25 protein-coding genes are annotated in these 24,532 nt (G+C 46.4%); 14 read left to right on the top strand and 11 right to left on the bottom strand.

Features of this window, described 5'->3' with window-relative positions; translation table 11 throughout:
- Positions 1-32: 32 nt before the first annotated feature.
- Positions 33-212 carry a hypothetical protein gene (locus tag MKY12_RS15525; protein WP_339314517.1) on the bottom strand — a complete coding sequence of 60 codons (180 nt, stop codon included), beginning with the start codon at positions 210-212 and terminating at the stop codon, positions 33-35.
- Between the two features lie 87 nt (positions 213-299).
- Here MKY12_RS15525 and MKY12_RS15520 point away from each other — a divergent pair, with 87 nt between their 5' ends.
- The gene (locus MKY12_RS15520; RefSeq protein WP_339314515.1) at positions 300-827 is read left to right on the top strand and encodes a GrpB family protein; all 528 of its coding nucleotides are present in this window, start codon (positions 300-302) and stop codon (positions 825-827) included.
- A 218-nt stretch (positions 828-1,045) separates the two neighbouring features.
- Here MKY12_RS15520 and MKY12_RS15515 read toward each other — a convergent pair whose 3' ends face one another.
- On the bottom strand, positions 1,046-1,168 hold the full coding sequence (locus MKY12_RS15515; protein WP_339314513.1) for a hypothetical protein: 123 nt from the start codon (positions 1,166-1,168) through the stop codon (positions 1,046-1,048).
- A gap of 210 nt (positions 1,169-1,378) precedes the next feature.
- Between MKY12_RS15515 and MKY12_RS15510 the strand changes: the two genes are divergently transcribed.
- The 5 genes from MKY12_RS15510 (at position 1,379) to MKY12_RS15490 (ending at position 6,853) form a co-directional block, all read left to right on the top strand.
- Positions 1,379-3,925, top strand: coding sequence for a diguanylate cyclase (locus MKY12_RS15510; RefSeq protein ID WP_339314511.1), 2,547 nt, complete (start codon positions 1,379-1,381; stop codon positions 3,923-3,925).
- Between the two features lie 270 nt (positions 3,926-4,195).
- Positions 4,196-4,876, top strand: coding sequence for a succinylglutamate desuccinylase/aspartoacylase family protein (locus tag MKY12_RS15505; protein WP_339314509.1), 681 nt, complete (start codon positions 4,196-4,198; stop codon positions 4,874-4,876).
- 99 nt (positions 4,877-4,975) lie between these two features.
- Positions 4,976-5,356, top strand: a complete 381-nt coding sequence (locus MKY12_RS15500; RefSeq protein ID WP_209873956.1) for a GntR family transcriptional regulator — start codon at positions 4,976-4,978, stop codon at positions 5,354-5,356.
- The gene (locus MKY12_RS15495) at positions 5,353-6,222 is read left to right on the top strand and encodes an ABC transporter ATP-binding protein (RefSeq protein ID WP_339314507.1); all 870 of its coding nucleotides are present in this window, start codon (positions 5,353-5,355) and stop codon (positions 6,220-6,222) included. The genes MKY12_RS15500 and MKY12_RS15495 overlap by 4 nt, the downstream gene beginning before the upstream one ends.
- A complete protein-coding gene (locus MKY12_RS15490; RefSeq protein ID WP_339314505.1) occupies positions 6,215-6,853 on the top strand; it encodes an ABC-2 transporter permease in 639 nt (212 codons plus the stop codon). Before MKY12_RS15495 ends, MKY12_RS15490 begins: the two co-directional genes overlap by 8 nt.
- A gap of 97 nt (positions 6,854-6,950) precedes the next feature.
- Here the strand turns inward: MKY12_RS15490 and MKY12_RS15485 are convergent, their stop codons facing one another.
- Complete coding sequence (locus tag MKY12_RS15485; protein ID WP_339314503.1) at positions 6,951-7,313, bottom strand: ribosomal protein L7/L12; 363 nt, start codon at positions 7,311-7,313, stop codon at positions 6,951-6,953.
- A gap of 203 nt (positions 7,314-7,516) precedes the next feature.
- Between MKY12_RS15485 and MKY12_RS15480 the strand changes: the two genes are divergently transcribed.
- On the top strand, positions 7,517-8,470 hold the full coding sequence (locus MKY12_RS15480) for an NADP-dependent oxidoreductase (protein WP_339314501.1): 954 nt from the start codon (positions 7,517-7,519) through the stop codon (positions 8,468-8,470).
- On the opposite strand, the gene MKY12_RS15475 is transcribed toward MKY12_RS15480, so the two are convergent.
- Positions 8,467-9,069 carry a TetR/AcrR family transcriptional regulator C-terminal domain-containing protein gene (locus MKY12_RS15475; protein ID WP_339314499.1) on the bottom strand — a complete coding sequence of 201 codons (603 nt, stop codon included), beginning with the start codon at positions 9,067-9,069 and terminating at the stop codon, positions 8,467-8,469. The genes MKY12_RS15480 and MKY12_RS15475 overlap by 4 nt on opposite strands.
- 153 nt (positions 9,070-9,222) lie before the next feature.
- Here MKY12_RS15475 and MKY12_RS15470 point away from each other — a divergent pair, with 153 nt between their 5' ends.
- Complete coding sequence (locus tag MKY12_RS15470; RefSeq protein WP_339314497.1) at positions 9,223-9,414, top strand: hypothetical protein; 192 nt, start codon at positions 9,223-9,225, stop codon at positions 9,412-9,414.
- Positions 9,415-9,522: 108 nt separating this feature from the next.
- On the opposite strand, the gene MKY12_RS15465 is transcribed toward MKY12_RS15470, so the two are convergent.
- Positions 9,523-10,302 carry an AraC family transcriptional regulator gene (locus MKY12_RS15465; RefSeq protein WP_339314495.1) on the bottom strand — a complete coding sequence of 260 codons (780 nt, stop codon included), beginning with the start codon at positions 10,300-10,302 and terminating at the stop codon, positions 9,523-9,525.
- A 135-nt stretch (positions 10,303-10,437) separates the two neighbouring features.
- On the opposite strand from MKY12_RS15465, the gene MKY12_RS15460 reads away from it, so the two are divergent.
- The 5 genes from MKY12_RS15460 (at position 10,438) to MKY12_RS15440 (ending at position 15,434) form a co-directional block, all read left to right on the top strand.
- A complete protein-coding gene (locus tag MKY12_RS15460; RefSeq protein WP_339314493.1) occupies positions 10,438-12,228 on the top strand; it encodes a sugar-binding domain-containing protein in 1,791 nt (596 codons plus the stop codon).
- Positions 12,229-12,353: 125 nt separating this feature from the next.
- Positions 12,354-12,827 (top strand): C40 family peptidase, encoded by a 474-nt coding sequence (locus tag MKY12_RS15455; RefSeq protein WP_209873978.1) that lies wholly within the window; start codon positions 12,354-12,356, stop codon positions 12,825-12,827.
- A gap of 124 nt (positions 12,828-12,951) precedes the next feature.
- Positions 12,952-13,377, top strand: a complete 426-nt coding sequence (locus MKY12_RS15450) for a MarR family transcriptional regulator (protein WP_036726721.1) — start codon at positions 12,952-12,954, stop codon at positions 13,375-13,377.
- Positions 13,378-13,499: 122 nt separating this feature from the next.
- Positions 13,500-14,882, top strand: a complete 1,383-nt coding sequence (locus MKY12_RS15445; RefSeq protein ID WP_036726723.1) for an MFS transporter — start codon at positions 13,500-13,502, stop codon at positions 14,880-14,882.
- A gap of 48 nt (positions 14,883-14,930) precedes the next feature.
- Positions 14,931-15,434 (top strand): hypothetical protein, encoded by a 504-nt coding sequence (locus MKY12_RS15440; protein ID WP_051478119.1) that lies wholly within the window; start codon positions 14,931-14,933, stop codon positions 15,432-15,434.
- Positions 15,435-15,771: 337 nt separating this feature from the next.
- Here MKY12_RS15440 and MKY12_RS15435 read toward each other — a convergent pair whose 3' ends face one another.
- On the bottom strand, positions 15,772-16,815 hold the full coding sequence (locus MKY12_RS15435) for a YeiH family protein (RefSeq protein ID WP_339314489.1): 1,044 nt from the start codon (positions 16,813-16,815) through the stop codon (positions 15,772-15,774).
- A 127-nt stretch (positions 16,816-16,942) separates the two neighbouring features.
- Between MKY12_RS15435 and MKY12_RS15430 the strand changes: the two genes are divergently transcribed.
- Complete coding sequence (locus MKY12_RS15430) at positions 16,943-17,836, top strand: LysR family transcriptional regulator (protein ID WP_339314880.1); 894 nt, start codon at positions 16,943-16,945, stop codon at positions 17,834-17,836.
- 13 nt (positions 17,837-17,849) lie between these two features.
- Here MKY12_RS15430 and MKY12_RS15425 read toward each other — a convergent pair whose 3' ends face one another.
- From MKY12_RS15425 to MKY12_RS15405, 5 genes are all read right to left on the bottom strand, one after another.
- Positions 17,850-18,425: a dihydrofolate reductase family protein gene (locus tag MKY12_RS15425; protein ID WP_036726730.1), complete on the bottom strand. Its 576-nt coding sequence runs from the start codon at positions 18,423-18,425 to the stop codon at positions 17,850-17,852.
- Positions 18,426-19,047: 622 nt separating this feature from the next.
- Positions 19,048-19,923 carry a hypothetical protein gene (locus tag MKY12_RS15420; RefSeq protein ID WP_036726732.1) on the bottom strand — a complete coding sequence of 292 codons (876 nt, stop codon included), beginning with the start codon at positions 19,921-19,923 and terminating at the stop codon, positions 19,048-19,050.
- Positions 19,889-21,718 carry an ATP-binding protein gene (locus MKY12_RS15415; RefSeq protein WP_339314486.1) on the bottom strand — a complete coding sequence of 610 codons (1,830 nt, stop codon included), beginning with the start codon at positions 21,716-21,718 and terminating at the stop codon, positions 19,889-19,891. Before MKY12_RS15415 ends, MKY12_RS15420 begins: the two co-directional genes overlap by 35 nt.
- A complete protein-coding gene (locus MKY12_RS15410) occupies positions 21,702-22,880 on the bottom strand; it encodes an SIR2 family protein (protein WP_051478121.1) in 1,179 nt (392 codons plus the stop codon). The genes MKY12_RS15415 and MKY12_RS15410 overlap by 17 nt, the downstream gene beginning before the upstream one ends.
- A 578-nt stretch (positions 22,881-23,458) precedes the next feature.
- Positions 23,459-24,511: a hypothetical protein gene (locus MKY12_RS15405; protein ID WP_339314484.1), complete on the bottom strand. Its 1,053-nt coding sequence runs from the start codon at positions 24,509-24,511 to the stop codon at positions 23,459-23,461.
- Positions 24,512-24,532 lie beyond the last annotated feature (21 nt).

Raw genomic sequence — 24,532 nt, 5'->3', positions numbered from 1 at the left:
AAGCCTGGTCTACGAGCATAGCAAAGCTGAAATCAGCTCTCGTTCTTGGTCACGCCGTTTAGACTCGGCACGACATCTGCCGCTTTATCAGGAGTCACCATCTGGGGGATTTCGCTGATGCTGGCGTGATTCTGCTGGTTGTTTTTAGAATCGGCGCGGTTGTCTGCACGATCATGCTTCGGGTCTGCACTATTCTTGGGCATACTGTTCACCTCCGTCTCTGCGGGTTAGTATGAGATAGAGGTTTGTATTTTATTCCAGTGGCGGGTACAGGTTATAGCCGAAGGAGGAGAGGGATTATGGCTGAGAAGACTAAGGTTGTAGAGGTGGTTCCGTATGATCCGGCCTGGAAGGCGGAATATAGCAGAATTGAGAAGCGGATGCTGGAGATCGCCGGAGATCTGATTATCGCAGCGGAGCATGTGGGCAGCACCTCGATTGAAGGACTGTGGGCCAAGCCTGTGATTGATATCGATCTGGTGATGGAGAGCTATGACCAGCTGCCGGAGATCATCCGCAGACTGCAAGCGTTCGGTTATGAGCATCAGGGTAATATGGGCATTGAGGGCCGGGAAGCCTTCAAGAGCAACCAGGATGACGGATTCATGAAATACCATCTTTATGTATGTCCCAAGGATGGCAAGGGTTACGTGGAGCATATCCGGTTCCGTGATTATCTGCGCAGCCATCCCGCTGCCCGGGAGGAATATCAGGCGGTCAAGCAGCGGCTGGCTGAAGCGTACCGTTATGATATCGATGCGTATTGTGACGGGAAGACCGCGTTTGTGCAGTCTATTTTGCAGAGGGCGTCACAGCAGCAGGAGTGAGGGTGAGCTACCGGGCAGCCAAGCGGCGAAGCGCAGTCATGAATTAGTCACATTTTCACTGGAATAGAAGGAAATACTTGTATTATTGTGATTTTTAAGGTAAATTATTGGTAAGACTTTCGGATTACAATTCTTCCGGAAGTGCAACCTAATACTTGGTATATGCAAGCCGAAGAGGAGCATTTCCCCCAAATGCTCCTTTTTGCGTGGGCAGGCTGTTAAGGTGCGAATGAAACGGTCTGAAGCACATAGCGGATGAGGAAGAAGGCAATGATCAGTATGGAGAAGGCGCTTAGCAGAAAAGAAACAATCTCTCTACCTGAACGTCTGGTTCGCCGCATTACGGTCACCTCGGAGTATAGGAATGGATTAGCCGTCACAGGTTATGCTCTATCCATCCATATTATACATAATTATTCCAAGACTGTAATACAAGCCAAAACAGGCTGTGCAGACCAGACTTATGTTTGTTATCGCTGCCCAAAGTAAGTTAGAATGAACCTACGCCAAAACAGCTTAGAAATCATTTACTTCAATGGAGGCATTGCCCTATGTCAGATTTTAATACAGAACATGAGAATCAGCCGCTGAACCGGACCCTGTTGAATGAAGCCGGGCTGGACCCCAAGGAACCCGTGGATCTTAATAACTGCGAGAAGGAGCCCATCCATATTCCCGGACTTATTCAGCCGCATGGTGTATTGCTGGCCGTAACTCAGGACACAGCCCCTAGGATTGTCCAGGCCAGTCTGAATACGGGTAAGTTACTGGGAAAAGCTGCCGAAGCACTGTTAGGAACGCCTATGGCTGACCTGGTAGGCCCGGAGCAGCTGAAGATGCTGCTTGAACGCAGTGTGAATGCGAAAGAAACAGCAGATTTACAATATATAGTTATAACAATTAAAGTGGCAGATCAGCCGGAGGACTTCTTCTGCATCATTCACGAAAGTGAAGGGTTGATGATCGTTGAACTGGAGCCTGCCTCCATCGATCAGAGCGACAGCTCCAATGACTTCGACTGGATCCGCACGTTCTTCGGACGGCTGAAGCATACGGCGAACCGTCTCGAAGCCAGCCAGGCCGCCGCCGAGCAGGTGAAGGAGATGCTCGGTTATGACCGGGTCATGATCTACGAATTCGATGAACAGTGGAACGGCAAGGTGATTGCGGAAGCCAAGGAAGAAGGACTGGAACCGTTCCTTGGCCATCATTATCCTGCGTCTGACATTCCGAAGCAGGCGCGTGAGCTGTATCTGCGCAACTGGCTGCGGACGATCGTCGATGTGAACTATCTTCCGGTTCCGATCACCCCGGTGCTGCAGCCACTTACCGGTAAGCCCCTGAACCTCAGTTTGTCCATCCTCCGCAGTGTGTCTCCGCTCCATATCGAGTATTTGCAGAATATGGGGGTAGGCGCAACGACCACCATCTCGCTGATCAATAATAACAAGCTCTGGGGACTGATCACCTGTCATCACTATTCTCCCAAGTATGTCCCGCACCGTATCCGTAATCTGTGTAATTTCCTGGGTGCCTTCTTCTCCAGTGAGCTGTACCAGCGTCAGCAGCTCGACAATTATCAGACGGAGCTGGAACTGCGGACCAAGGCGATGAGAATTGTTGATATTTTCACAGGTAACGTCAGCTCTTCCCGGGTGATTGAACAGCTCGGCGATGAAGAGCAGACACTACTGGGTATGATGGAGGCTTCCGGCGCAGCCGTGTGTTATCAGGACAAGCTGATGCTGTTCGGAGTAACACCCTCCCAGGAGCAGGTGCGGGAGCTTGCCGGCTGGCTGGCAGGGAAGTCGAAGGATTACACCTACTGCACCTCCAGGCTCAGTCTGGAATATGAATCAGCCAAAGCTTACAAGAATAAAGCCTCCGGTGTCATCTATCTCGCCCTGACTCCAGGACACCAGAATTACATGATCTGGTTCAGGCCTGAGGTGGTCGAGATTGTGGACTGGGCCGGAGATCCGGCTAAGGCTGTCATTCAGGAGAATGACGGACTGCGCCTGTCTCCCCGCAAGTCCTTTGAGAAATGGCGGCAGGTGGTTCAGTCCACCTCACTTCCGTGGAGAGAGCAGCATCTTAACATTCTGCCTCAGCTCAAATCTATTCTGCGCGGACAGACCGAGAACCAGCTGCGTCAGGCGGAAGAACAGGCCCTGCAGAATGCCCGCAGTCTGCGCCACAACGAACAGCGGTATCTGCAGCTGATGGATCTGTCTCCGGTAGCCTTCTTCATGATTACCGATGATGTGATCACCTACTGCAATAACCGTGCAGTGGAGCTGATGGGTGAAGAGAAAGGAAAATCCCTGATCGGGCAGCCGTTCCTGAACTATGTGCAGGAGTCTTACCGGCCAGCCCTGGAGCAGCACTTCACAGACCTGAGCCAGAATGTGACCCAGTTCGTATCCGATCAGGGACAGTTCCTGAGCAGCGACGTGCGACCGCTGGACGTAAGCCTGAGTCTGGCTTCGGTCATTCATGGCGGCAGACCATCCATTATGGCGGTGCTTAACACTGGAACTGGTACAGAGGCGAAGGGTGAAGCCTATATGGATGCGGCCAATCAGATGCAAAGCTATCTGACGACCGATTCACTAACCGATCTGCCGAACCGCCAGGCCCTTGTGCATGAGCTGGATCAGCGCTGGGAGGATACGCTGAATACCCGGGAACCCTTGCTGTTGCTGTCGATTGATATCGATGATTTCCATTCCTATAATGCGGTACACGGGCTGAAGGGCGGCGATCTCTGTATCCAGTCGGTAGCCGATGTACTGAATATCATCAGCATCACGCACGGCACCTTCGTGGCCCGCTTCAGCGGGGCGAACTTCATCCTCACGATGGCGGGTGCGTCCGCCTCCCAGGCGGAGCAATTAGCCGAGTCCGTCCGTCAAGGTGTCTCTGATCTGCAGATTCCCCGCGACCGCTTTGAAGAGGAAGGGGTGGTCACTGTAAGTATAGGCGGCCTGTTGAAGGTACCGGTTCCCTCTGACCGCCCGTCTGACTTCATTGCCAAGGCGGAGAAGGCTCTTTATGAGGCGAAGTCTGCCGGGAAGAACCAGGTCGTGTTTTATTAGTACTATCGTGCATCCAGAGAAGAAGCCGGATGAGTCCATATTGGACTTGTCCGGCTTTTTTAGATAGAGTTTATATGTTTTGGGGTCCCCGCAAAGTTTTTGAGTCATCATCTACGCTAAAGCTCCACTTTGTGGGGTTATTTTGCTGTCCTATTCGTCCAATCCCCCGCAGGTAATCCGCATACATTACAGAGTAACCGTTGGTGCTGTCCAGAATCTTGTATACCATCATCCACATGATCCGCATTATCCAGAGCGAGGTGAACCGCATTGTCTGTAGAGAAGCATACACTGGCGGCAGGAACGCCCTATGCCACACCTTATTATGTCATTAGCAGCGGCGTCCCCGGACCTGTATTCATGATCATCTCCGGTGTTCACGGCAATGAGCCGGCGAGCAGCCGTGCAGCGCAAGGCATCGCCAGCCGGCTCAGCCGGGGAGATCTGATGCTGCGCTCAGGGAAGCTGATTATCGTCCCGCTGGTGAACCAAATCGCACGGCGCAAGGGGATTCGCGGGAATCCTGACCTGAACCGTACCTTCCCGCGCGGACAAGGCGCCCCGGCCCGTCATCCGTTGTCGGCAGCCGTATGGCAGCTTGCCTTGCGCTACCGCCCTTCGTGGGTGCTGGATCTGCATGAGGCGAACGGGCTGTCCGAGCTGAATCCGAAGCGGGTCGGCCAGACCCTGATCATCAGCCCGGTCAGCCGGGCGCATGGACTGGCGAAGCAAATTGTGAAGCGGATGAATCAGACGATCACGAATAGAGCTTACCGCTTCAACATACGGCATAGGGAGCGTGCAGGAACTTCCCGGATGGCCTTTCAGCGCCTGCTCGGTGCCCGGGCGGTGACCGTAGAGACCTGCTGGAGCCTGGACTATGCCTTAAGAGTAAGGCTGCAGAGTGAGATCGTCTACCACTTTCTGCGGTCTCAGGGGATGATCGGCTAATTAAGGGGATGACACAAGGGATTGACACAACTGAATATAGTGTATATATTACATATATACACTAGTTACAACAAACACAAAGGAAGCTGATGCTGCTGCATGAATATCGTGATATCAAGTACATCTGGCGAACCGATCTACGCCCAGATTGTGGGGCAGGTCCGCCAGATGATTCTCCAAGGCGAGCTACTCTCGGGTACGCCGCTGCCATCGATCCGCTTACTGGCGAAGGAGCTGCAGATTAGCGTCATTACCACAAAGCGGGCTTATGAGGAGCTGGAGCGGGAGGGGCTGATCAACTCGATTGTCGGCAAGGGATCTTTTGTCTCCGGGGCCGATCAGGAATATATCCGGGAACAGCGGCTGCGGATGGTAGAGGGCAAGCTGAAGGAGATTATTGACGAGAGCAGACAGCTGGGCATGGAATACGCTGAACTCGCGGAGATGCTGAAGCTGCTCTATGAGGAGGAACAGGAATGAGTAATGTAATTGAACTGGACCATGTGACGAAGCGCTACGACCGTTTTGAGCTGCGGGATATTTCGCTACCCATCAAGGAGGGCTACATTACCGGGCTGATCGGCCCGAATGGCGCAGGTAAGACCTCAATGATCAAGATGATAATGGGCTTAATCTCGCAGGACCAAGGGGACATCCGGGTCTTCGGCCAGAACAACCATCAGGAGCAGGCAGCGATTCGGGGGCGGATCGGCTACGTCTCGGATGAGAGCTTTTATTATGAGAATATGACCGTGAAGCAGATGAAGAATATTATTGCTCCGTTCTATCCAGGCTGGGACAACGATACATATCTGAGATTTCAGGAGCAGTTCAAGCTGTCGCCGGGTAAGAGAATCAAGGATCTGTCGAAGGGGATGAAGATCAAGTTCTCGCTCGCCATCGCTCTGTCCCATGGTGCCGATCTGCTGATTATGGATGAGCCTACTTCGGGGCTTGATCCGATCTTCCGCCGGGAGATGCTGGAGCTGCTCAGTGAGCATATCCAGGATGAGAAGAAGTCGATTCTGTTCTCGACTCATAACACCACGGATCTGGACCGCGTTGCTGATTACATTGTGTTCATTAACGAGGGACGGATTGTATTCAATGAGATGAAGGAGAGTCTGAGCGAGCGCTATTTGCTGGTCAAAGGCGGGAAGGAGCTGCTGGACCGTGATGTCCGCCGGTGGTTCGTGGGGCTGCGGGAGAACGGGCTGGGATTCGAGGGCCTGATCAGCAACCGCGCGGAGGGTGAACGTTATTTCAGGGACACCGCAATCTGCGAGACACCTACGCTGGAAGAGATTATGTATTATACGGTAAAAGGGGACGAAGCCCATGCATAATTCCATTGCGCTGATCCGTAAAGACTTCATGCTTACCCGTAAGTTCATCCTCCTGCTGATTCCCTATTATCTGATTATGGGTTATATGAGCGCTGAAGCCTATACGGTGTTCTCGCTGTTCCCGGCTATGCTGCTGCTCATTAACTCCTGTACCATCGATATGCAGCATAACAACCAGAAGTTTTTGGCCACGCTCCCGGTGCCAAGGCAACGGCTGATTCAGGCTAAATATATGACGCTGATTCCATTCTCCTTGTTCAGCCTGACCTGTACGATTCTGCTGTATCTGGTTGCTTTTACGATGGGCAAGTTGGATGAACCGCTGCGCTGGAGAGAGCTGGGAATAGCTACTGCCGCGTTCCCTTTATTAGCCTCAATTTATCTGCCGATGTATTACTGGCTTGGACAAAAAGGGATGCAGATCGTCAACTTCATCTTTATAATGGTGATCATGCTGAATTTCACGGCAATTACCAGCTTGTCTAAACGGTTTCCGGCACTTGCCGAATGGATTAGCACTGGCAGATTGGATAATGTCTTGCTTATTGCCATCGGCGTGCTGGCATACCTCGTCATGATCTATAGCTCTTATCTGATTTCGACCCGGATTTATGTGCACAAGGATATCTAGCTTCATTGCTGGTATCAGCCTCATCCCAAGAATGACCTCAGCTTCCACTGTCCAGTGGCAGTCTGAGGTCATTCTTGATCATTCACTCATGGTTCGCTTAGCGGAAGGTCCCGCCCCGTTCCAGGTTCTCTACGAAGTCCTTGGCTTCCTTCAGGCCCAGATTCCGCGCTTCACGCATGACCTTGATTGCCTGGATCTTCTTGCCCTCGGCTATCAGCAGGCGGATTCTCCGCTCGAGGTCCGGTGCCAGCTCCGGGTTCTGCACGAACATCGGCGCAGGAATATGGCTGGTTCGGCTGAAGGAGGGGTCAGCGGGCATTCCTCCGTAAGGATCTCTTTGATTGAGCCGGGCTTCCAGCTCATTCACACGCCTCTTCAGACTGAACACGCTGAGCATAAGCAATAGCGCCAGCACCAGAGCCAGAATGGCGATGAGATCGATCGTATCCATATTGTCCATAGGTAGTCTCCTTTCAGTAGCAGGTTTCATCAAGGATGCCTGTGCCATTATACTCTACTACCCCTTAGAGAGAAGAATGAACACTTGAGGCCTGATTGTTGATTGTATCCGCTTGGGCGGGACCCTACAATGAGTTACAGGAACAGTACACATCTTGCTTCAACGGTACGCGGATTCCCAATTCATCTGGAGGAGTGATCGCAGTGAACGAAGCTACACATATGAAGGCGATTCGGATACATCAATTTGGAGGGCTAGAAGAGTTAAGGTATGAGGATGCGCCGATCCCCGTTCCCGCAGCAGACGAGATTCTGATTAAGGTGGCAGGGACCGCATTCAATCAGGCAGATGTCAAAATCCGCAAGGGATACCTGCAAGCTATTTTCCCGCATGAATTTCCTTACATTCCTAACTTTGAAGTGTCGGGTACGGTGGAGGCAGCAGGAGCAGAGGTTACGGACTTTCAGCCGGGGGACAGAGTCTATGCTGCGCTCGATATGTCCCGGGACGGTGCTGCCGCAGAGTATGTGGTCACCAAAGCGCAGCATGCTGCGCTGGCGCCAGTCTCCCTGGAGCTATCCGATGCAGCTGCGCTGCCGATTGGTGTCTTAACCGCATGGCAGGGGTTATTCGATCACGGTAATCTGCCGCAGGGTGGGCGTGTGCTGATTGTCGGAGCCGCTGGCGGGGTAGGCATCTATGCGGTGCAATTCGCCAAGCAGCATGGAGCGTATGTTATCGGGACTTCCTCAGCGGCCAGTATGCCGATGCTTCAGGAGCTGGGGATTGACGAGATTATTGATTACACCAAGGAGAGCGTCACGGACAAGCTGACGGACAAGGTGGATCTGATCCTCAATCTGTCCCCTGAGAGCACTGAGGTACTCAACACATGGCTGCCGCTGCTAAAAGAGGGAGGAGCGCTGATCTCGGCAGTGAATCCTGCGGACGAAGCGCTGGCAGCGCAGCTTGGCGTTAAGGCACACCGGCTGTTTGCACAAGAGGATCGTACGCTGCTGACGCGGGTTGCAGAGCTGGTGGATGCGGGCAAGCTGAAGCTCTGGATTACTGAGCGTCTGCCGCTGGCCGAGCTGGCTGCCTCCCATGCCATGAGCGAGGCCGGTAAGCTCCGTGGTAAGGTGCTGATTACGATTTAAGCCTTAGCGATCAGAGTCGACTGCATGAATAAGACCTCATTATAGATCACCGCCAGCTCCTCCGGAGTATAAGGCATCCCGCTGTGCAGCCATTCTTCCGTAATTCCGAGGAAAATAGACGCGGAATGCGCAGCGAGATACTCTGGAGGAACCGCCGGGTGTTCGGCAAATACGCCATTTATCTCTAGCTTCCGGTAGAAGCTGCGTTTGACAACCTCCTTGAATTGCCCCGGAAATGCCGCATCCCCTTTGGCCCCGAGAAATAACCGGAGCCGCTCGCCGTGCTGCTGCAGATACTCAAGAATATGCACCAGGGGCGGATAGGGTATGCCCTTCAGATAATGCTCCGACATCTCTTCGCGTACGATTTTGACAACCATCACCTGCTCCAGACCTGTCAGTATTTCCCGCTGCAGCTGCTCCAGCAGATCGTATTTATCTGTAAAATGCAGATAGAACGTTCCCCTGTTAATATGTGTTCTAAGCGCCAGCTGGCGTACGCTCACCTTGTGAAATCCTTCCTGCTCCATGAGCTGGAGGAAGTTATCCTCGATCAAAGCCCGGGTTCCCGCTGACATCCTCTCATGTATATCGCCCATACTGTGTTCGCCTCTTCCGTTAGCTGCTGAAACTCTATCTTTTTAAAATAGGATATTTAAAGCCAAAATTCAAATGTTAGCTAAGCCAAAGTCTTTCTGTTTACCATAAATGAGATTAAATGGTGTATAATTGTGGGAAAGGGAGGCGATTTTATGTCTGATTTCTTCAATCCGGGACCTCATGCGAATTCGACTGATCCCGGCGGGCACAAAGCCAATCATGACGTTAATGAACAAAAGCTTCATAAAGAAGGGCCTCAGGGATTATGGCGGCAGATCTCTGATCTGTTAATTGCCGTAGGTGTTATTGCTTTAATTATTGTTGTGATCATGTGGATTGTTTGATTAACATCTCCAAATGAGCGGTGGTCTGGAACAGGTATGTAGTTTCTGGATTGCTGCTTTTTTTGTGCTCATCTAAGCCAATAACCCCGAGCCTCTCTTCCCTCGCCATCAGCCCTGCCCTCGATATTCACTCGGGGTTTGGCCGGTGAACTTCTTGAACTGCCGCATGAAATGGACATCGTTCTCATAACCGCAACTTGCAGAGATCTGGCTGACGGTATAGGTGGTGCTCTTCAGTAAATAGGACGCATGGCCCACGCGGTTAAGGATGATGTCGCTGACGGCCGGAATACCGAAGATTTGCTTATAGATCTGCTGAAAATAGGACGGGCTCATGTTCATCCGCTCCGCAAGCTGTTCGACAGAGTACCAGGTGGAGGGGGAACTGAGCACTTCATTTCTCAGGTTCAGGAATGAATCATAGTATTTGCTGACCGGCTGGCTAGACTCCACATGATGCCGCATATCGCTAAGCTTCATGAACAGGCAACGAATAATGGAGTCGATAATCTCCTGGCGGAAGCTGCCGTTCTGCAGATTCTCCCAGTGAAGCTCAATCACTTTTCTGGTGATATAGAGAGGGTCATGGGCCTTCATTAAGGTGTCCAGCGGCAGCTTCAAGCGTTCAAACCAAGCATTCGCCCCCTCCAGCTCGAAGTGAAACCAGTCATGCACCAGCGGCAGCTCTGCGTCTCTGTAGAAGTAGTGGCTGTTTCTGTTATAGATGATGTAAGTATTCGGTTCAGCGTAGACGCTCCGCGTCTGAAGCCTCAGCTCCATCTTGCTCCGAAAGAATACAAAGACGTAATCGCCGGAGCCTTCCGGGCGGTCAATCGTCATGCCCTCTGGATGAATAACATTCGAACCGCACCGCTTTAGGGTGATCATACACAATTCCACCTTTTTGGAGGATAGATCAGTCAATCAATAGAATAATTCATTTTCTTTCCAGGGACAAGGGAGTACTCTGTGATAGTGAATATGGAGAATACTTCAGTAATGAGAAAGAGGGTTCATTCTAATATGACTGGAACAACGACGAAAGCAGCTACGAAATTCTATACCCCGAACTACCCGAGACCCCAATTTGTCCGTAGCCAGTGGCTGGATCTGAACGGAGAATGGGACTTTAGCTTTGATGATGATCACGCAGGCATTGCGGCGCGCTGGATGGATCATTTTCCGGCCACACATACCATTAACGTTCCATTCACCTACGAGACAGCGGCCAGCGGCATCGGTGAGGAGAACTTTCACCCACGGATCTGGTACCGCAAGCAACTCGTCCTGTCCCCGGCGTTAGAAGGGAAGCGGACAGTGCTGCATTTTGAAGGCGTGGACTATAAGGCGGTCTGCTGGGTAAACGGCGGCTATGCCGGAGAGCATGAGGGGGCGTATGCGCGGTTCTCCTTCGATATTACTGATCTGCTCAGGCAGGATGGCGTGAACGAGATTGTGCTGATGGTGACCGACAGCGACAGCTGTCTCCAGCCCCGGGGCAAGCAGCGCTGGGCGGGCCGGAACCACGATTCGTTCTATGTGCAGACCACCGGCATCTGGAAAAGCGTCTGGCTGGAGCATGTCCACGCTACCCGGCTGGATTCAGTGAAAATGACACCCGACATTAACCGCCAAATGCTCCGCTTGGACTACAGCCTGCAAGGCTTGAATGAAGCACAGGATCTCCGGCTGGAGACGGAAATTACGTTTCAAGGGGAAAGAGTGAATAAGCTTAGCCTGCCGGTAGATAGAGCTTCGATGACCGTGGAGGTCAGCATGATGGGCGGCATTAACGGGCCTTGGCTGCAGAACCTGTGGTCTCCGGGGAACCCGAATCTTTTTGACATCGAGTTCGTGCTGTATGCGGGTGAACAGGAGATAGACCGGGTCGGCTCGTATTTCGGTATGCGCAATATCTCGATCAAGGGCGGCCAGATCCTGCTGAACAACCTCCCGCTGTATCAAAGACTGATCCTGGACCAGGGCTACTGGACCGATAGTCATCTGACCCCGCCGTCAGAAGAAGCGCTGATTCAAGATATTGAAGCGATTCTGGAGATGGGCTACAACGGGCTACGCAAGCATATGAAGGTGGAGGACGCCCGGTTCCTGTACTGGTGTGACGTCAAAGGGGTATTGGTCTGGTCGGAAATGGCGGCCGCTTATGAATATAACGACGAGGCGCTGGAGCGGTTCACCAACGAATGGCTGGAGGTCGTGCGGCAGCAGTATAATCATCCGTGCATCATCACCTGGGTGCCCTTTAACGAATCGTGGGGGGTGCAGAATATCCTTCATGACGTCCGGCAACAGACATTCACGGAGGGCATCTATTATTTGACTAAGTCTATCGATCCTTACCGTCCGGTGATTACGAATGACGGCTGGGAGCATACGGTATCTGACATTCTGACCCTGCATGATTATGTAGAGCGGGGAGAAGCACTATATGAAACCTACAAGGATAAAGACTCTATTACCGGCAGCAGCGGTACGTATAACGAGTGGAAGTTTGCTTTTGCAGAAGGTTACAGCTATAAGGGGCAGCCAATCATCATCAGCGAATATGGGGGGATTGCCTTCAAAAGCGAACACGGCTGGGGCTATGGCCATCAGGTGGATAGCGAGGAAGCTTTTCTGGAGCGGTTCGGCAGCTTGACCCGGGCGATTCAGGCCATTCCATTCATCTCCGGGTACTGTTATACGCAGGTTACAGACGTTCAGGATGAGGTTAACGGGTTAATGACTGCGGATCGCGAGCCGAAGGTGCCGCTGGAGCGGATTAGAGAGATTAATCTAGGCCGGGGGATGTAAACTCTTTCAAAAAATCATAGAAGGGGTTGACGAAAGGAGAATATTAAACTATCATTCATAATAGTTACAAAAAATTAATATTTGTCAGGCAGCATTAGCCGGCAAGAAAGGAGACTGAGTTCTTTTTGAAGAAAGGAATCGTATGGCTACTGAGTATTGTGCTATTGCTATCGTTTGGATCTGAAAGAGCATCTGCGGATGACAGCTCCAGACTTGATCAAGAGGTTAATGATGTGATGGGAACTCCATATAAATGGGGAGGAACCAAGGCATCTGAAGGGTTTGACTGTTCCGGATTTATCATATACATATTTGGCAAGTTTAACTTAGATCTTCCGAGAACATCCAAGTCGCAGGCAAGTGCAGGCGAATATGTAGCCAAGTCCGATTTACGTCCGGGAGATCTTGTCTTTTTCGAAACCGGGGGCAACGGCATCTCGCATGCAGGCATCTATGTGGGCGACAACAAATTTGCACATTCTTCAAGCAACAAGGGCGTTACGATCACCAGCCTGTCATCAGGTTACTACAAGGAACGCTATGTTACCGCCAGAAGAACCATTTCTGAGAGCACTTATCAGAAGATGACTGGCAATTAAATATGTAAGACGAAGAGCCTCTAGACTTTCTAGAGGCTTTATTTATATGATTTGACACGCAAAAGAAGTGTGATTATAATGGTCGTAGCAACTATATTCATGACTGTTATAAAGGAGGCCGACCTTGGAGTTAGAACAATATATTGGTGTGAATGTGCAGCGCGCGGCACTTAAATTGAATAATTACTATCAAAAGGTAGTCAATCCGTTTGACATTACAGTAGATCAGTGGGAAATCCTCATCGTACTATGGGAAAAGGAAGGGATTACGCAAAAAGAACTTGCCGAGAGACTGCACAAGGACCAGACTAATGTTGCACGAATGCTGTTCAAGCTGGAGAAGAAGGAATTCATTTATCGTGTGGTTCATGAGACGGATCGAAGGTCTTTGCGTGTATATTTAACGCCTAAAGGACGGGATATCAAAGAAGAAATCCTTACCCCTTCCAATGAGGCATATAACAAAACGATCCAGGGGTTATCCAAAGAGGAAGTTGAGACGTTTCGCAGGGTTCTTACTGTAATCTACAACAACGTAAAAGATCTATAGTCTTAAGAGGAGACTCTCTATAATCAAAGGGAAGAGAGTTTTCTCGGTTATATACTTGCTGCGGCAACTATAGCTGTGACTATTATAATTCCAAAACTTATTCTTAAAAGGAGAATTGTCAGATGGAACTATCAGCAAAAGAAGCAGGGGTCTTCGACGCCAAGTACAGAGCATTGACCATTGGGATTATTCTTGCTGTAACTACCGTTGCGTTTGAAGGTTTAGCCGTGGTTACGATTGCTCCAAGCCTGGCACAAAAATTGAACGGGCTACATTTATACGGCTGGATATTTAGCTCTTTTCTGTTGGCACAAATCCTGGGAACGATGATCATAGGAGCGCGGATTAACAAACACGGCCTATTTGCCTCGTTTGGCCTATCCATACTGTTTTTTGTGATCGGTATCGTGATTGCGGCGACTTCCGTGAATATGATTACCCTAATCATAGGGAGGGTGTTTCAAGGTTTTGGTGGAGGTGCTATCATTACATGTGTGTATTACAGCATCACTTTAGGTTACCCCGATAAGCTGAGAACGAGAATACTTGCTTTGTTTTCCGGCGCATATATTGTACCTGCCTTAATTGGCCCTTATATTGCCGGGCTTATAGCGGAGCATGTCTCCTGGAGACTTGTTTTCTGGCTGGTGCTTCCCTTCATTGGTTTGGCTGTCATGCTGACGCTTCCCGCTTTCCGCAAATTTACAGTTAGAGTGAATACCTCGTCCAAGAATAACCGAAAAGAAGGTTTGGCAGTCCTACTGACTATTGGAGCGGGAATGTTGCTGGCTGGGCTGGGCTTTATAACCGATTGGAAAGGCATGGTGCTGTCGGCAGCAGGCTTACTTATCATGATTCAGCCCTTGCGGAAGCTGCTGCCAGAGGGCACCTTAAGTGCCAGAAGAGGTTTGCCGGCTACGATTGCTTCCAGAGGATTCTTTGTGGCCAGTTATAATGCGACCGAGAGCTATGTTGTCCTGGCTTTGACAGATGTGAAAAAGCTTCCTGCGGATATGGCGGGATTAATTGTAGCCGCAGGTGCATTAAGCTGGTCAGCGGCAGCCTGGATCCAGTCCAAGTTAGATGCCAAGGATCATGGGACGGGACGGAAGAAGCGGGTAACCGTTGGTATTGGATTTATGATTATTGGAGTGGCTGCGGTCATTCTCGCTGTTGGCCTTCCCGAAGGAGGGATCGCATTTGCAGTGATTTCACAGCTTTTCACTGGCTTCGGCATCGGTTTGGCACATCCTACGACCGGAGCGATTGCCCTACAGCATACCAAGACAGGTGAAGAAGGAGAGATTGCCGCCAGCCTTCAGTTTACCGACGCATTTAGTCCGGGACTAAGCATCGGAATCGGCGGAGGCCTTATCGCCGTCAGTCAATCACTGGATTTGGGGTTGTTGACTGGGATTATATTGGCTCTGTCTCTTCAATTGTTTTTCGTTCTTTTGAGTTTTATGCTTTCCTTCCGTATTAAGCAGGCGAAGGGCTTTTTCTAACAGAAAGATTAACAAACTCCAGATCGATAGAAGTATTTCTTATAAAAAATGCCTGAAAGAAATACGGCGCACTATCGCAGCGGATTCAATGATCATCTACGGATTCCATGGAGAGCAGTTTACTCCTTCCGGTGGCGTGGACTCCTTCATTACCAGTGGCTAGTCTCTGCGGCGGAAGAAAGCGTAGAATTCACCCTGCTGGCGCTGCTGCAAATGGGCAAAGGCAAACCTATTGTGGTTGACACGGATATAGCCCCGGAGTTTCTGCGGGCGATAGCGGGTGACGAGCGGATGGTCTATGTATATGCGGAGGATGAGCTGATCCGCCGGGATTATTTCAATCGGGATCATCTGCGGGGGATGCTGGATCTCTTCCCAACCCTGTCAGATCCGGAGCGTGCCAAGCGTGAGACACTGGAGGGGATTATTGAGAATACCCACAGGTCTTTACAGCGGGCAAGACAGCATCATGTGCAGCATTATATAAGAAATGCCCAGACCACCAAGGAAGAGATGCTGGCCAAGATTGAGACGCATTTTGGACTAAACTAGAACCGCCCGGCCACCCTTCATGAGTTGGCTGGGTGTGTTTTCCGAAAGGACACAACTATGAACCTGTCAGAACTAACACAACATACTGCATCCCGCCTAAGTCCAATGCGACTGATCCCATGGGCATGTAGATGACCGTGAATTAGCCTGATCTCTACTCCTATAATCAGACGGCGACGTTGCCCTGGAATCCACCGGGGGGAGTCGCCGTTTTTGTTAGGGTGTGTAGCTCATAGTGTGCCCTGGCTCCTCGATATGCACCATCACCCGCACCAAATAATCCTCCGGATGCTTTATAACGATCTCATCCAGCAGGAATTCCTCGTAAGCATCTCTTTTAATAACATAAGTTCAAAACCTTCACAAGCAGGAAACCTAACCCGGATAGCAGGACCGATCCGATCAAGCCGGCTCCGAAGGCCTTGAGGCCCATGCGTCTAAAAGCAGCTAAATCTACGTTCAGGCCGAGGCCCGCCATAGCCATTGCAATGAGGAAGTACGCAGCAAGTATAAGCTTATCCGTGATTGCTTCAGGGATGATCTGCAAAGTATTGACGGTGCTCATTAGCAGGAACCCCAGGATAAACCACGGAACCGGTACATACCTCCAATTGGAGGGTCCGGCCTTCGGGTTCGCCTGCCTCTCCTTGCGGTTGGCCCAGATTCCGATGATTACAGCGATCGGTACCAGCATAGTGACACGCGTTAATTTGACGATGACTGCCAGATCAACCGCCTGCTTGCCAGCCGGCCCGGTTGCTGCAATGACATGAGCAATTTCATGGAGCGTTGCGCCTGAGAAGATGCCGTAGCCGAGTGGAGTCAGATTAAGGAAAGGGTAGAGAAGGGTATACATCAGTGTGAAAATGGTGCCCAAGATCGCAACGGTTGCCGCGCTGATCGCCGTTTCCTCGTCACTGGCTTTGAGCTGTGGAGCGATGGCTACAACTGCTGCCGCTCCGCAGATCGCTGTGCCGCAGGCCGTCAGCAGTCCCAGTCTGGATTCTACCTTGAACAGCTTCGCAAGACCAATTACCGTACAGATTGCGAACCCAATACAAACCAAGGCGATCAACAGCACCTTGGGGCCAGCCTGAAGGATATCCTTCAGGCTAAGCCGCATGCCGAGCAATATGATGCCATACCGCAAAAGCTTTTTGGAGGTAAAGGAGATTCCGGGTGTTAAATAACTTGGAACGCCTAGCGTGGCTCTCCAGATCATTCCGAGTAGAATAGCTATGACTAATTGTCCCATAATGCACACGAAGGGGAAGGCGGATACGTATTTGGCGAACAGGGCCAGCATTAGAGGCAAGGCGATACCGAGCGCAAATCCCAGCTTTTTCTTTTCTTCCATGTGCACAGCTAAGTGTAGATTCATCGAGGTCACGTCCAATAGGTTGAATTTGGTTCCTTTAAACACTATATTCAGTTATGATTGATTAGGGAAATACGGATTTTAAATGCACATCATAATAAATTGTTATCTTAAAAGGGGCGTGCGATCCATCATGCTTGAATCCCTGGTGGTCTATGTAACAGTTGTGGAGCAGCGGAACTTCTCCAGGGCGGCAGAGCTGCTGCATCTGTCACAGCCTGGAGTCAGTCTGCAGATCCGTAATCTGGAGAAGGAACTCGGTATGAAGCTCATGAACCGGTCACCCAAATGGGTGAAGCTGACGGAAGCGGGGGAGCTGTTCTATAGACGAGCGAAAGAAATGCTGAATCTCTACGAGTCTGTTAAGCTCGATCTGGCCCGGCTGCATGATACCGTCAGTGGAAGCTTACATATCGGGGCTAGCTTTACAATTGGCGAATATGTGTTGCCCCGGCTGTTCTCATCCTTCGCCAAGCAATATCCCGATGTGGAGATGGGGATGACGATTGCGAATTCAACAGAGATTGTCTCTGCCTTGCGGGAGAATAAGATTGAAGTGGGGCTGATCGAAGGAAGCATCGAGGCGGCGGATCTGCAGGTTGTTCATTTTATGAAAGACGAACTGATTATCGTCGCTGCTGAGAATCACCCGCTCTCGCGAACGGGCGCGGTGGAGGTGGGCGTACTCCAGGATCAGATATGGGTGCTGCGTGAGAGCGGTTCGGGGACGCGTTCGTTCAGCAATCATTTTTTGGCACAGGCTGGTCTAAGAATGAAGCGCTCGTATGAGATCAACAGTAGTCAGGGCGTGAAGGAGGCCGTAGCTGCCGGACTGGGGATTTCCATTCTCTCAAAGTGGGTGGTCCGCAGGGAGATCGAGACCGGTAAGCTCTTAGAAATTCCTGTGCAAAGCCTGAGCCTTGAAAGAGACTTCTCGATTGTGCGGCTGACCGGTCATGTTCCCAGCCGGGCGAACGAGGTGTTCGTGGAGAGATTGGTTAAGCTGGATAGTACATTGGTCTGAATAAGTGACGAGGTTATCTAACGGTCTGGTATACGAGGCCTATGGCTCCAGAATCAAATGTTTTGTTCTCAATAAGCTTCAGATTAATCTTCTCCTGGACACCTTGGAATAACGGCAAGCCGCTGCCGATCACGACGGGGGAGACCGTAATTTTATATTCATCGATTAAGCCAAGCTGCATAAGAGTGTGTGCGAACCGGGGACTGCCGAGAATGACGATATCCTCGCCTGGCTGCTCTTTGAGACGCTGGATCTCTTCCTCGACGTCCTCTTTGACCAGTCTGGAATTATTCCATTCAACGTTCTCCAGGGTTGTGGAAAAGACCACTTTGGCTGTCCTCTCAATCCATTCCGCATGATCCCGTTCGTGCTGCGAAGCGGAGGGATCTGCTGTGACGGAGGGCCAATGACTATGCATCATTTGATATGTACCACGACCCCAAATGACCGTGTCCGCAGTACTCAGAATTTCCCTCGCGTGGCTCTCCAGATCAGCATCATAGGCAACCCAGCTAATATCCATTGGGCCGTTCGGGCCTTCTACAAAACCGTCAAGCGAAGCGTGCAGGAATAGAACGAGTTTCCTCATATTCGTTGATCCTCCGATATTCAATTTGGTTATTAGGCTTAGTATAACTCATTATGTTTTGAATATTAAAGATTTAAGATTTAAGGATTGATTATGGAAGAGACAACATATCTTGAAAATTGCTAAAGATAAGGATTTAGGCTGAACTTGGTCAGGAATATTACATAATATGGTATGGAAATAATCAATTTTATAAGCTGGTGTAAGCTGAATATGATATTGTGGTGTTATAAGAATGTTTGTCAGTATACTTAATGATACAATTGTTATCTATGTTTATTGGATAAGGATTTATGTCCGCGGGTAGATGAGACAGTTGATGCGTTATTGGGATGGAAGCGATAAATACAACGTAGCATGTAAACCGTCAAAATCCTGTCAGAGGACGATTAGTACATGATTTAATTATACGATTGAGTCGCGGTTCACTTTTAAATAAGTACTTATTCACAAAACCCGTATTTTGTACATATGTATCTATGTGTATTTTTGCTTCTGAACTCTTCTTTGGCCTTGATTTGTCGGTGGACAAAAACATAGTCCCTTGTAGGACAAGAACATGATCCCATTGCCGACGAGGCCCCCTTTTGGCCACAAAAAAACAACTCCTTAGGAGTTGTTTTTAATAATCCTGTTTCTTAATATAGGAACTCACGTAATTAATCAATTCATAATTTTGGGGGTAATCCATGGATATTCGAGCCGGTAAATATGATTTCATTTTTGGAATAGCTCTCTTTCTTCTTAAGCTATGATTTGGACATTGATGTTCAGGTATTTTAGTGTTAGCTGTATTCTCATAATACATTTTAAAATTTATACCTTTAGCGCGCTTTCCTTTAATCTCTTGGTATTTGAAAGCAATTTTAAAATTGGCTTTTGTGCTCATGAGGATCTTATCCCAATCTGTATGTTTCTTGCCATGCAGCAAAGTATCGTTGGCATATTTAAGACAGTCATAAAAAAATGCTAAACTAAAACGATATGACCATTGTTCTTGAATCCACACCAATGTATCCTTATTAACCTGTTTACCCTTACTACTAAGAACATATTCTTCTAATAATAATTTAATGTCATCAGTTATTGCATTAGTAAGCAGCTCATATCCGTGTCGTCCTCCACTTCGCGCCACAACACTACTTCGGGTATCAGAACTATAAAAATGTTCAGTCTTTAAAAGTGTTTTACGCCAGTTAATATACGCGTAAGCATATGGACAAATATCAGGGAACTCTTCCTCATCACTTTTTAGTAACTGCCAAAATTGTTTTATACAATTAGAATGATTCCTGAGTAGATTCTTTCTTAAATAACGATTACAAGTTTGGAATGTATTCACATTATTATTATATAGATCTTTGTTAAATTGAGTAGAATAATAAAAATCATCTATAAGTATCTTATTGTTATCCTGAGTAAACGATTTCTTTGTATTATTACGTAAAGTTAAAAAAGGATACTTAATCTGTTTCTTTGCTAAAAGCTCCCCAAACATTTGATGGGAGTAAAGTACTCGACGGATAACCGTAGTCTTCTCCTTTAATTATTATTTCCATCGGCACTGAAAATGCTTCACCTACCAGTAATGCAGAACCTGTTATTAAGTAAGAAATGCGTTGTAACTGTGAATCACTAATATATGGTATACTCCTTCTCATTTGTTCTAGGTCAACATTGCTTCTAATTCTGTGAAGAATGAAATTATTACATTGAGATAACACTGTTTTGGATAACTCGCCGGGTCTCTGACTTGCTAAAAACATGAAAATTCCAAATTTCCGCCCTTCTTTTGCTATTTGTTCAAAAATCTTTATAGAATTATAAAAATCATTATCACTTTCGGTTATATATTTATGTGCTTCGTCAAAAATAAAGTGGTAAAGTGAATTAACTTGTTTATTATTTCGAGAACGTTGTTCCTTTTGATTATTATAGATTATTTTTAATACATAACTAGTAAAGAATAGCAAGTCTTTATTCTCAAGACTGGCGACTTTAAATAGAGTAAAACCTTTATCGAATTTACAAACTTGATTGAAATTATTGATTTTTTGCTGGTCATTATCAAACATTGATTTAGAGTATGAGGCAATTAAATTGCTGATACGCGTCATTAAAGTTGAACAGTATGAACGCACTTGAGAATTTCCTTTACTTTCTTCAAATAAAAAAGTCATTTCTATTCCCAACTCTAAATTTTTTAGTTGTGATACTTTACTATTAGAACTTTCCAAAAGAGATAAAATTAATTCGCTACAATCTTCATAATGATATGTTGATTTATTGCGTATAAAGCTTTTAATGGCATCAATGAAAACTTGTTCATCATAACCTTGAAAATTACCATATTGAGAACTATATCTTGTTAGAATACTTTTTATTGTTGGATCAGTTATATTTTGAAGCAAAGACACTATTTTAGTTCTTTTACCTACAACTTCAGTGTGAACATTATTATATAGTTCTAAAGCGCAATATGCCTTAACCCAATCGCAAAAAGAAGCTTCATTATTTTCAATTAGATTGGCTAAACGTAGCCCATTCATTAAAATAGGAAGTTGCACTGCACTAGCTGGCTGTACTAAATTAATCCAATCATCTGGAGATAATGTGTCAAGAGGGATTGAGATGTCTTTTAGTACATCGGTAATAGTTGATGCTTTATCCGGAAGATTATCATACTCATCGTGAACATCAAATATAATAAAATTAGCAGAGTTAATATCTAATGAGAATTCTTCTGCCGTTAAGATTATTTCATTTAAAAGTTTACGTACAGTTGTTGATTTTCCTGATCCTGTGTTACCTAAAACACACATATGATTTGAAAGTAATTTGTCCAATGAGAATTTCGGAGAATAGTATTCATGGCTCGCTAATAAGCCTAAGGTCAACGCAGGGATATTATCTTCAATTTTGAAAATTAAATCCATATCAAGAAAATCGGTAAGATATACATCATTTCCAATCATCGGAAACTTTGATAAGCCAAATTTAAAGTTATCTCCCTTTATCTCTCCTATAGGTATTGCTTCGAAATATGCCTTATTATAAAATTTTGATTCTTCTTCTACATTATCAAATGGCTTTTCCAATTCAGCTAAATTTATAATTTGATAAATGAATTTTTGATGTAATGATTTATATATAGTAACGAAAGAATTTATCCCTTCGCAAATATAAAGATCCCCATGGAAATTATAATTAATTTTATTGGTATCTGGTATTTCTATAACAATTTTATTCGTTGATACCTTACTTATAACTCCTATGCTATTCAGAGTCTGCATTATTAATCCCATCCTCTAGCAGTTGGATAACGTTACTAAAAAAATGACCATCTTCTTTATTCGCATAATTCCCTCCGATGAAATGAAAGTTGCTTTTTTCTTTATGTTTTTCAATGAAAAGCTTAGCGTTTTGCTCGATTTTATTACCAAATACTATTAAGTTGAAATCATCGTGTTGAAGTGATTGCGAAATTAATTGATTGATATGCTCATCGGGAAAACCATATCCAATTACTATTAGTGTTGAGTTTTTTCTTTGCATATGATTTGTGAACTCTCTGAAAAGTTCAGAATAAGGACTTTGTTGAGATTCAAGGTGTTTATGTAACGTTGGATAAATCAAAATTTGTTGGGAATCATTGGTGAATTCATTATTAAAACTGTTGCTTTGCTTTATTATTTGATCTTTCTCATCAAAAATCCAATCAATAGAACCGTGAATTTTAAATAATTTCACAAATCGTCTAACAGCACTCCATTTTTCTTTGTATCTATTCTCTTCATCGACGAGTCTTAAGCGAAATACAGAAGGATCGAAAGTTCTAGAGACATACCCCTTAAATCCGTTGGTATAGTGTATTCCTAGCATTTCAAGTGATACTTCAGAGAACAAATCGTAATTAGTTGTAAAGACGTTAACAGGAGATACTTGCTTATTAAATTCTCGAAAGCTAAAGATGCTCCTATAAAATCTAAGATATAAGTCTAAAGTTACAATAGTATTCAAATCTCCGGGTGTTGATTGTTCATGTTGTTTTACATAATAATCAAGCATTATAGATTTCAAAAGAAATTTTTTTGTTTTTTTGAAGGCGTCTTCTATGCTATTAAAGTATTCAGAATTTGGCTCCAAAAAATTCAAGCCGTGATTTAAGTGGTTTAAAAAACCCTCAATATCCTTACTGTCTCCATCGTACTTCCCCAAAACTTCAGTTAATTGGGGTTCATTTGATTTTAAATCCATAAAGGTTTTACCCATCAATTGAATTGCCGGTAATGAGCAACCAGAACCAAGCAAAAAGTTTAAATTTTCTGATTTACTGCAAATTTGTTTCAAGATATTAGAAATATCTTTCTTTTGATCTTTAAATTCCATTTCGTCATTAATATCCTTATTGTTTCTTAAATGATATAAATGAGGCACTGGGAAGTAGAATGTCATTTTATCTCACCTTTTTGTTTTTTATACTAGTAAGTATAAAATTCGACATAACTCTCCCCATTTCCTTTTATTTTCATTTTAAAAACACCCATTATACAAATATAGAAAATAGTTAAAAGTGGCTATAGCAAACCTACAGTGTCTATAGAAACAGTGCCTGTAGTTATCGATAATAGTAAAATTGTGTAAGTGATAAGTCTAATTCTTGACATAACACAGCTGCAAATAAGCGGCAAGGTGAATATGAAAGCGTTTTATGGTAATTACTCAAAACGGACTTTCATTTTATATACGAGTTTTTCATATACGACTTCTGCTAAAAGTTTAAGGACCGTATAATAGGAAGTGTATATCTTTAAGTCCGTGGAGCTTAATAATTCTAATTTATTTGCTCAGCTATACAATGAATGTGTCGGTAACTCCATTTCACGACCTCCTATTACAGTAAAGTTGTGTATCTATTCCACATGGTTCTTGTAGTTCCCTGCTTTCGTGAATTTATATGCCTAAAGGTACGGGAATATCATGCCTGACCGAAAAAGCAACATAAAAAAGGCCGCCAATTGGCGGCCTTTTCGCTAAGAGTTACTAACCTCAGTTGCCATTTTCATCGTCTGGACCATGTGATATTCTTTCTTTACAATCTCTTCGAGTTTTACGATCGCTTGATCACGAACACTATTAGATGCGATCATTTTAATAACTGTCGTTCTGTAAATTTCCCATAAACGACCTAGCTCCATGCTTTGTTCTGCTAACTGCTTATAGAGATTGGTATGGGACGATTGATCTTCCAGTAACTTAAAAAGCCTGTTATTCTTCTTATGATTCTGTGCAAAAGAACTGCTTCTCAAGGCAAATATGCTAGTCTCGTTCAAATTACCTACAAGTTCTTCGAATTCCGCTACATAATCGGTCAACGCTTGTAGTCCCAACTGATAATGAAGACCATATTGCTCAAGAAAAACGACTTTATCCTCCAATAGATTGCTTCTCATTTCTGAGATAAACGAGTCCTGTACTGAAAAATCATGATTAAAATTCCTGATCGATCCTTCATGCACAGAAACCATTATGAATCTAACTTTTTTGCCGCTTTGAATTAGATTTTGGGTAGATTCCATAATGACTTCAAGTGGAGTTTGATAATCGTGCATTCGCCCTGGAGATAAGCAATCTTCAATTACCGTGTATGCCTCCCCACTGGCACTTTTTCCATGAATAAAGGTCGGATGGATAAAATGTATTTTTCCGGCTTCTCTTCCACTGGAATAAAAAAAGCGGTCCACATCAAGAAAGACATATTTCTTCTTGTCTAAAGCGCCTTGAATCATCTCATCCAGGAAAGGGATATCAGATTGCTCCAGAAGCTGATCCTCAAAGCGAAGATAATGATAGAGCTGTTCCGTGTCATATTGAACCTTCGGAAGCATTAATCCTTGCTGAAGCAAGCTTTCAAAATTGTCTTCGGGGAATGTCTGGTTGATGATTTTTTTCCAGTACTGCGTTTTAAAGGTCAGAGGCAGCTTCTCGAACGATGAATGATGACTAATGAGAATCGCCATCAGGTTATTATTGACACAATCAAGCCATATGTCATTATAAGGCAAAATCCGATGGGTAGGTATCACATGGTCAACTCCCTATGATGA

Source organism: Paenibacillus sp. FSL M7-0896 (assembly GCF_037975415.1).
In the GTDB taxonomy this organism is placed as follows: Bacteria; Bacillota; Bacilli; order Paenibacillales; family Paenibacillaceae; genus Paenibacillus_AQ; species Paenibacillus_AQ silagei.
This window is presented reverse-complemented; position numbering and strand designations above follow the sequence as displayed.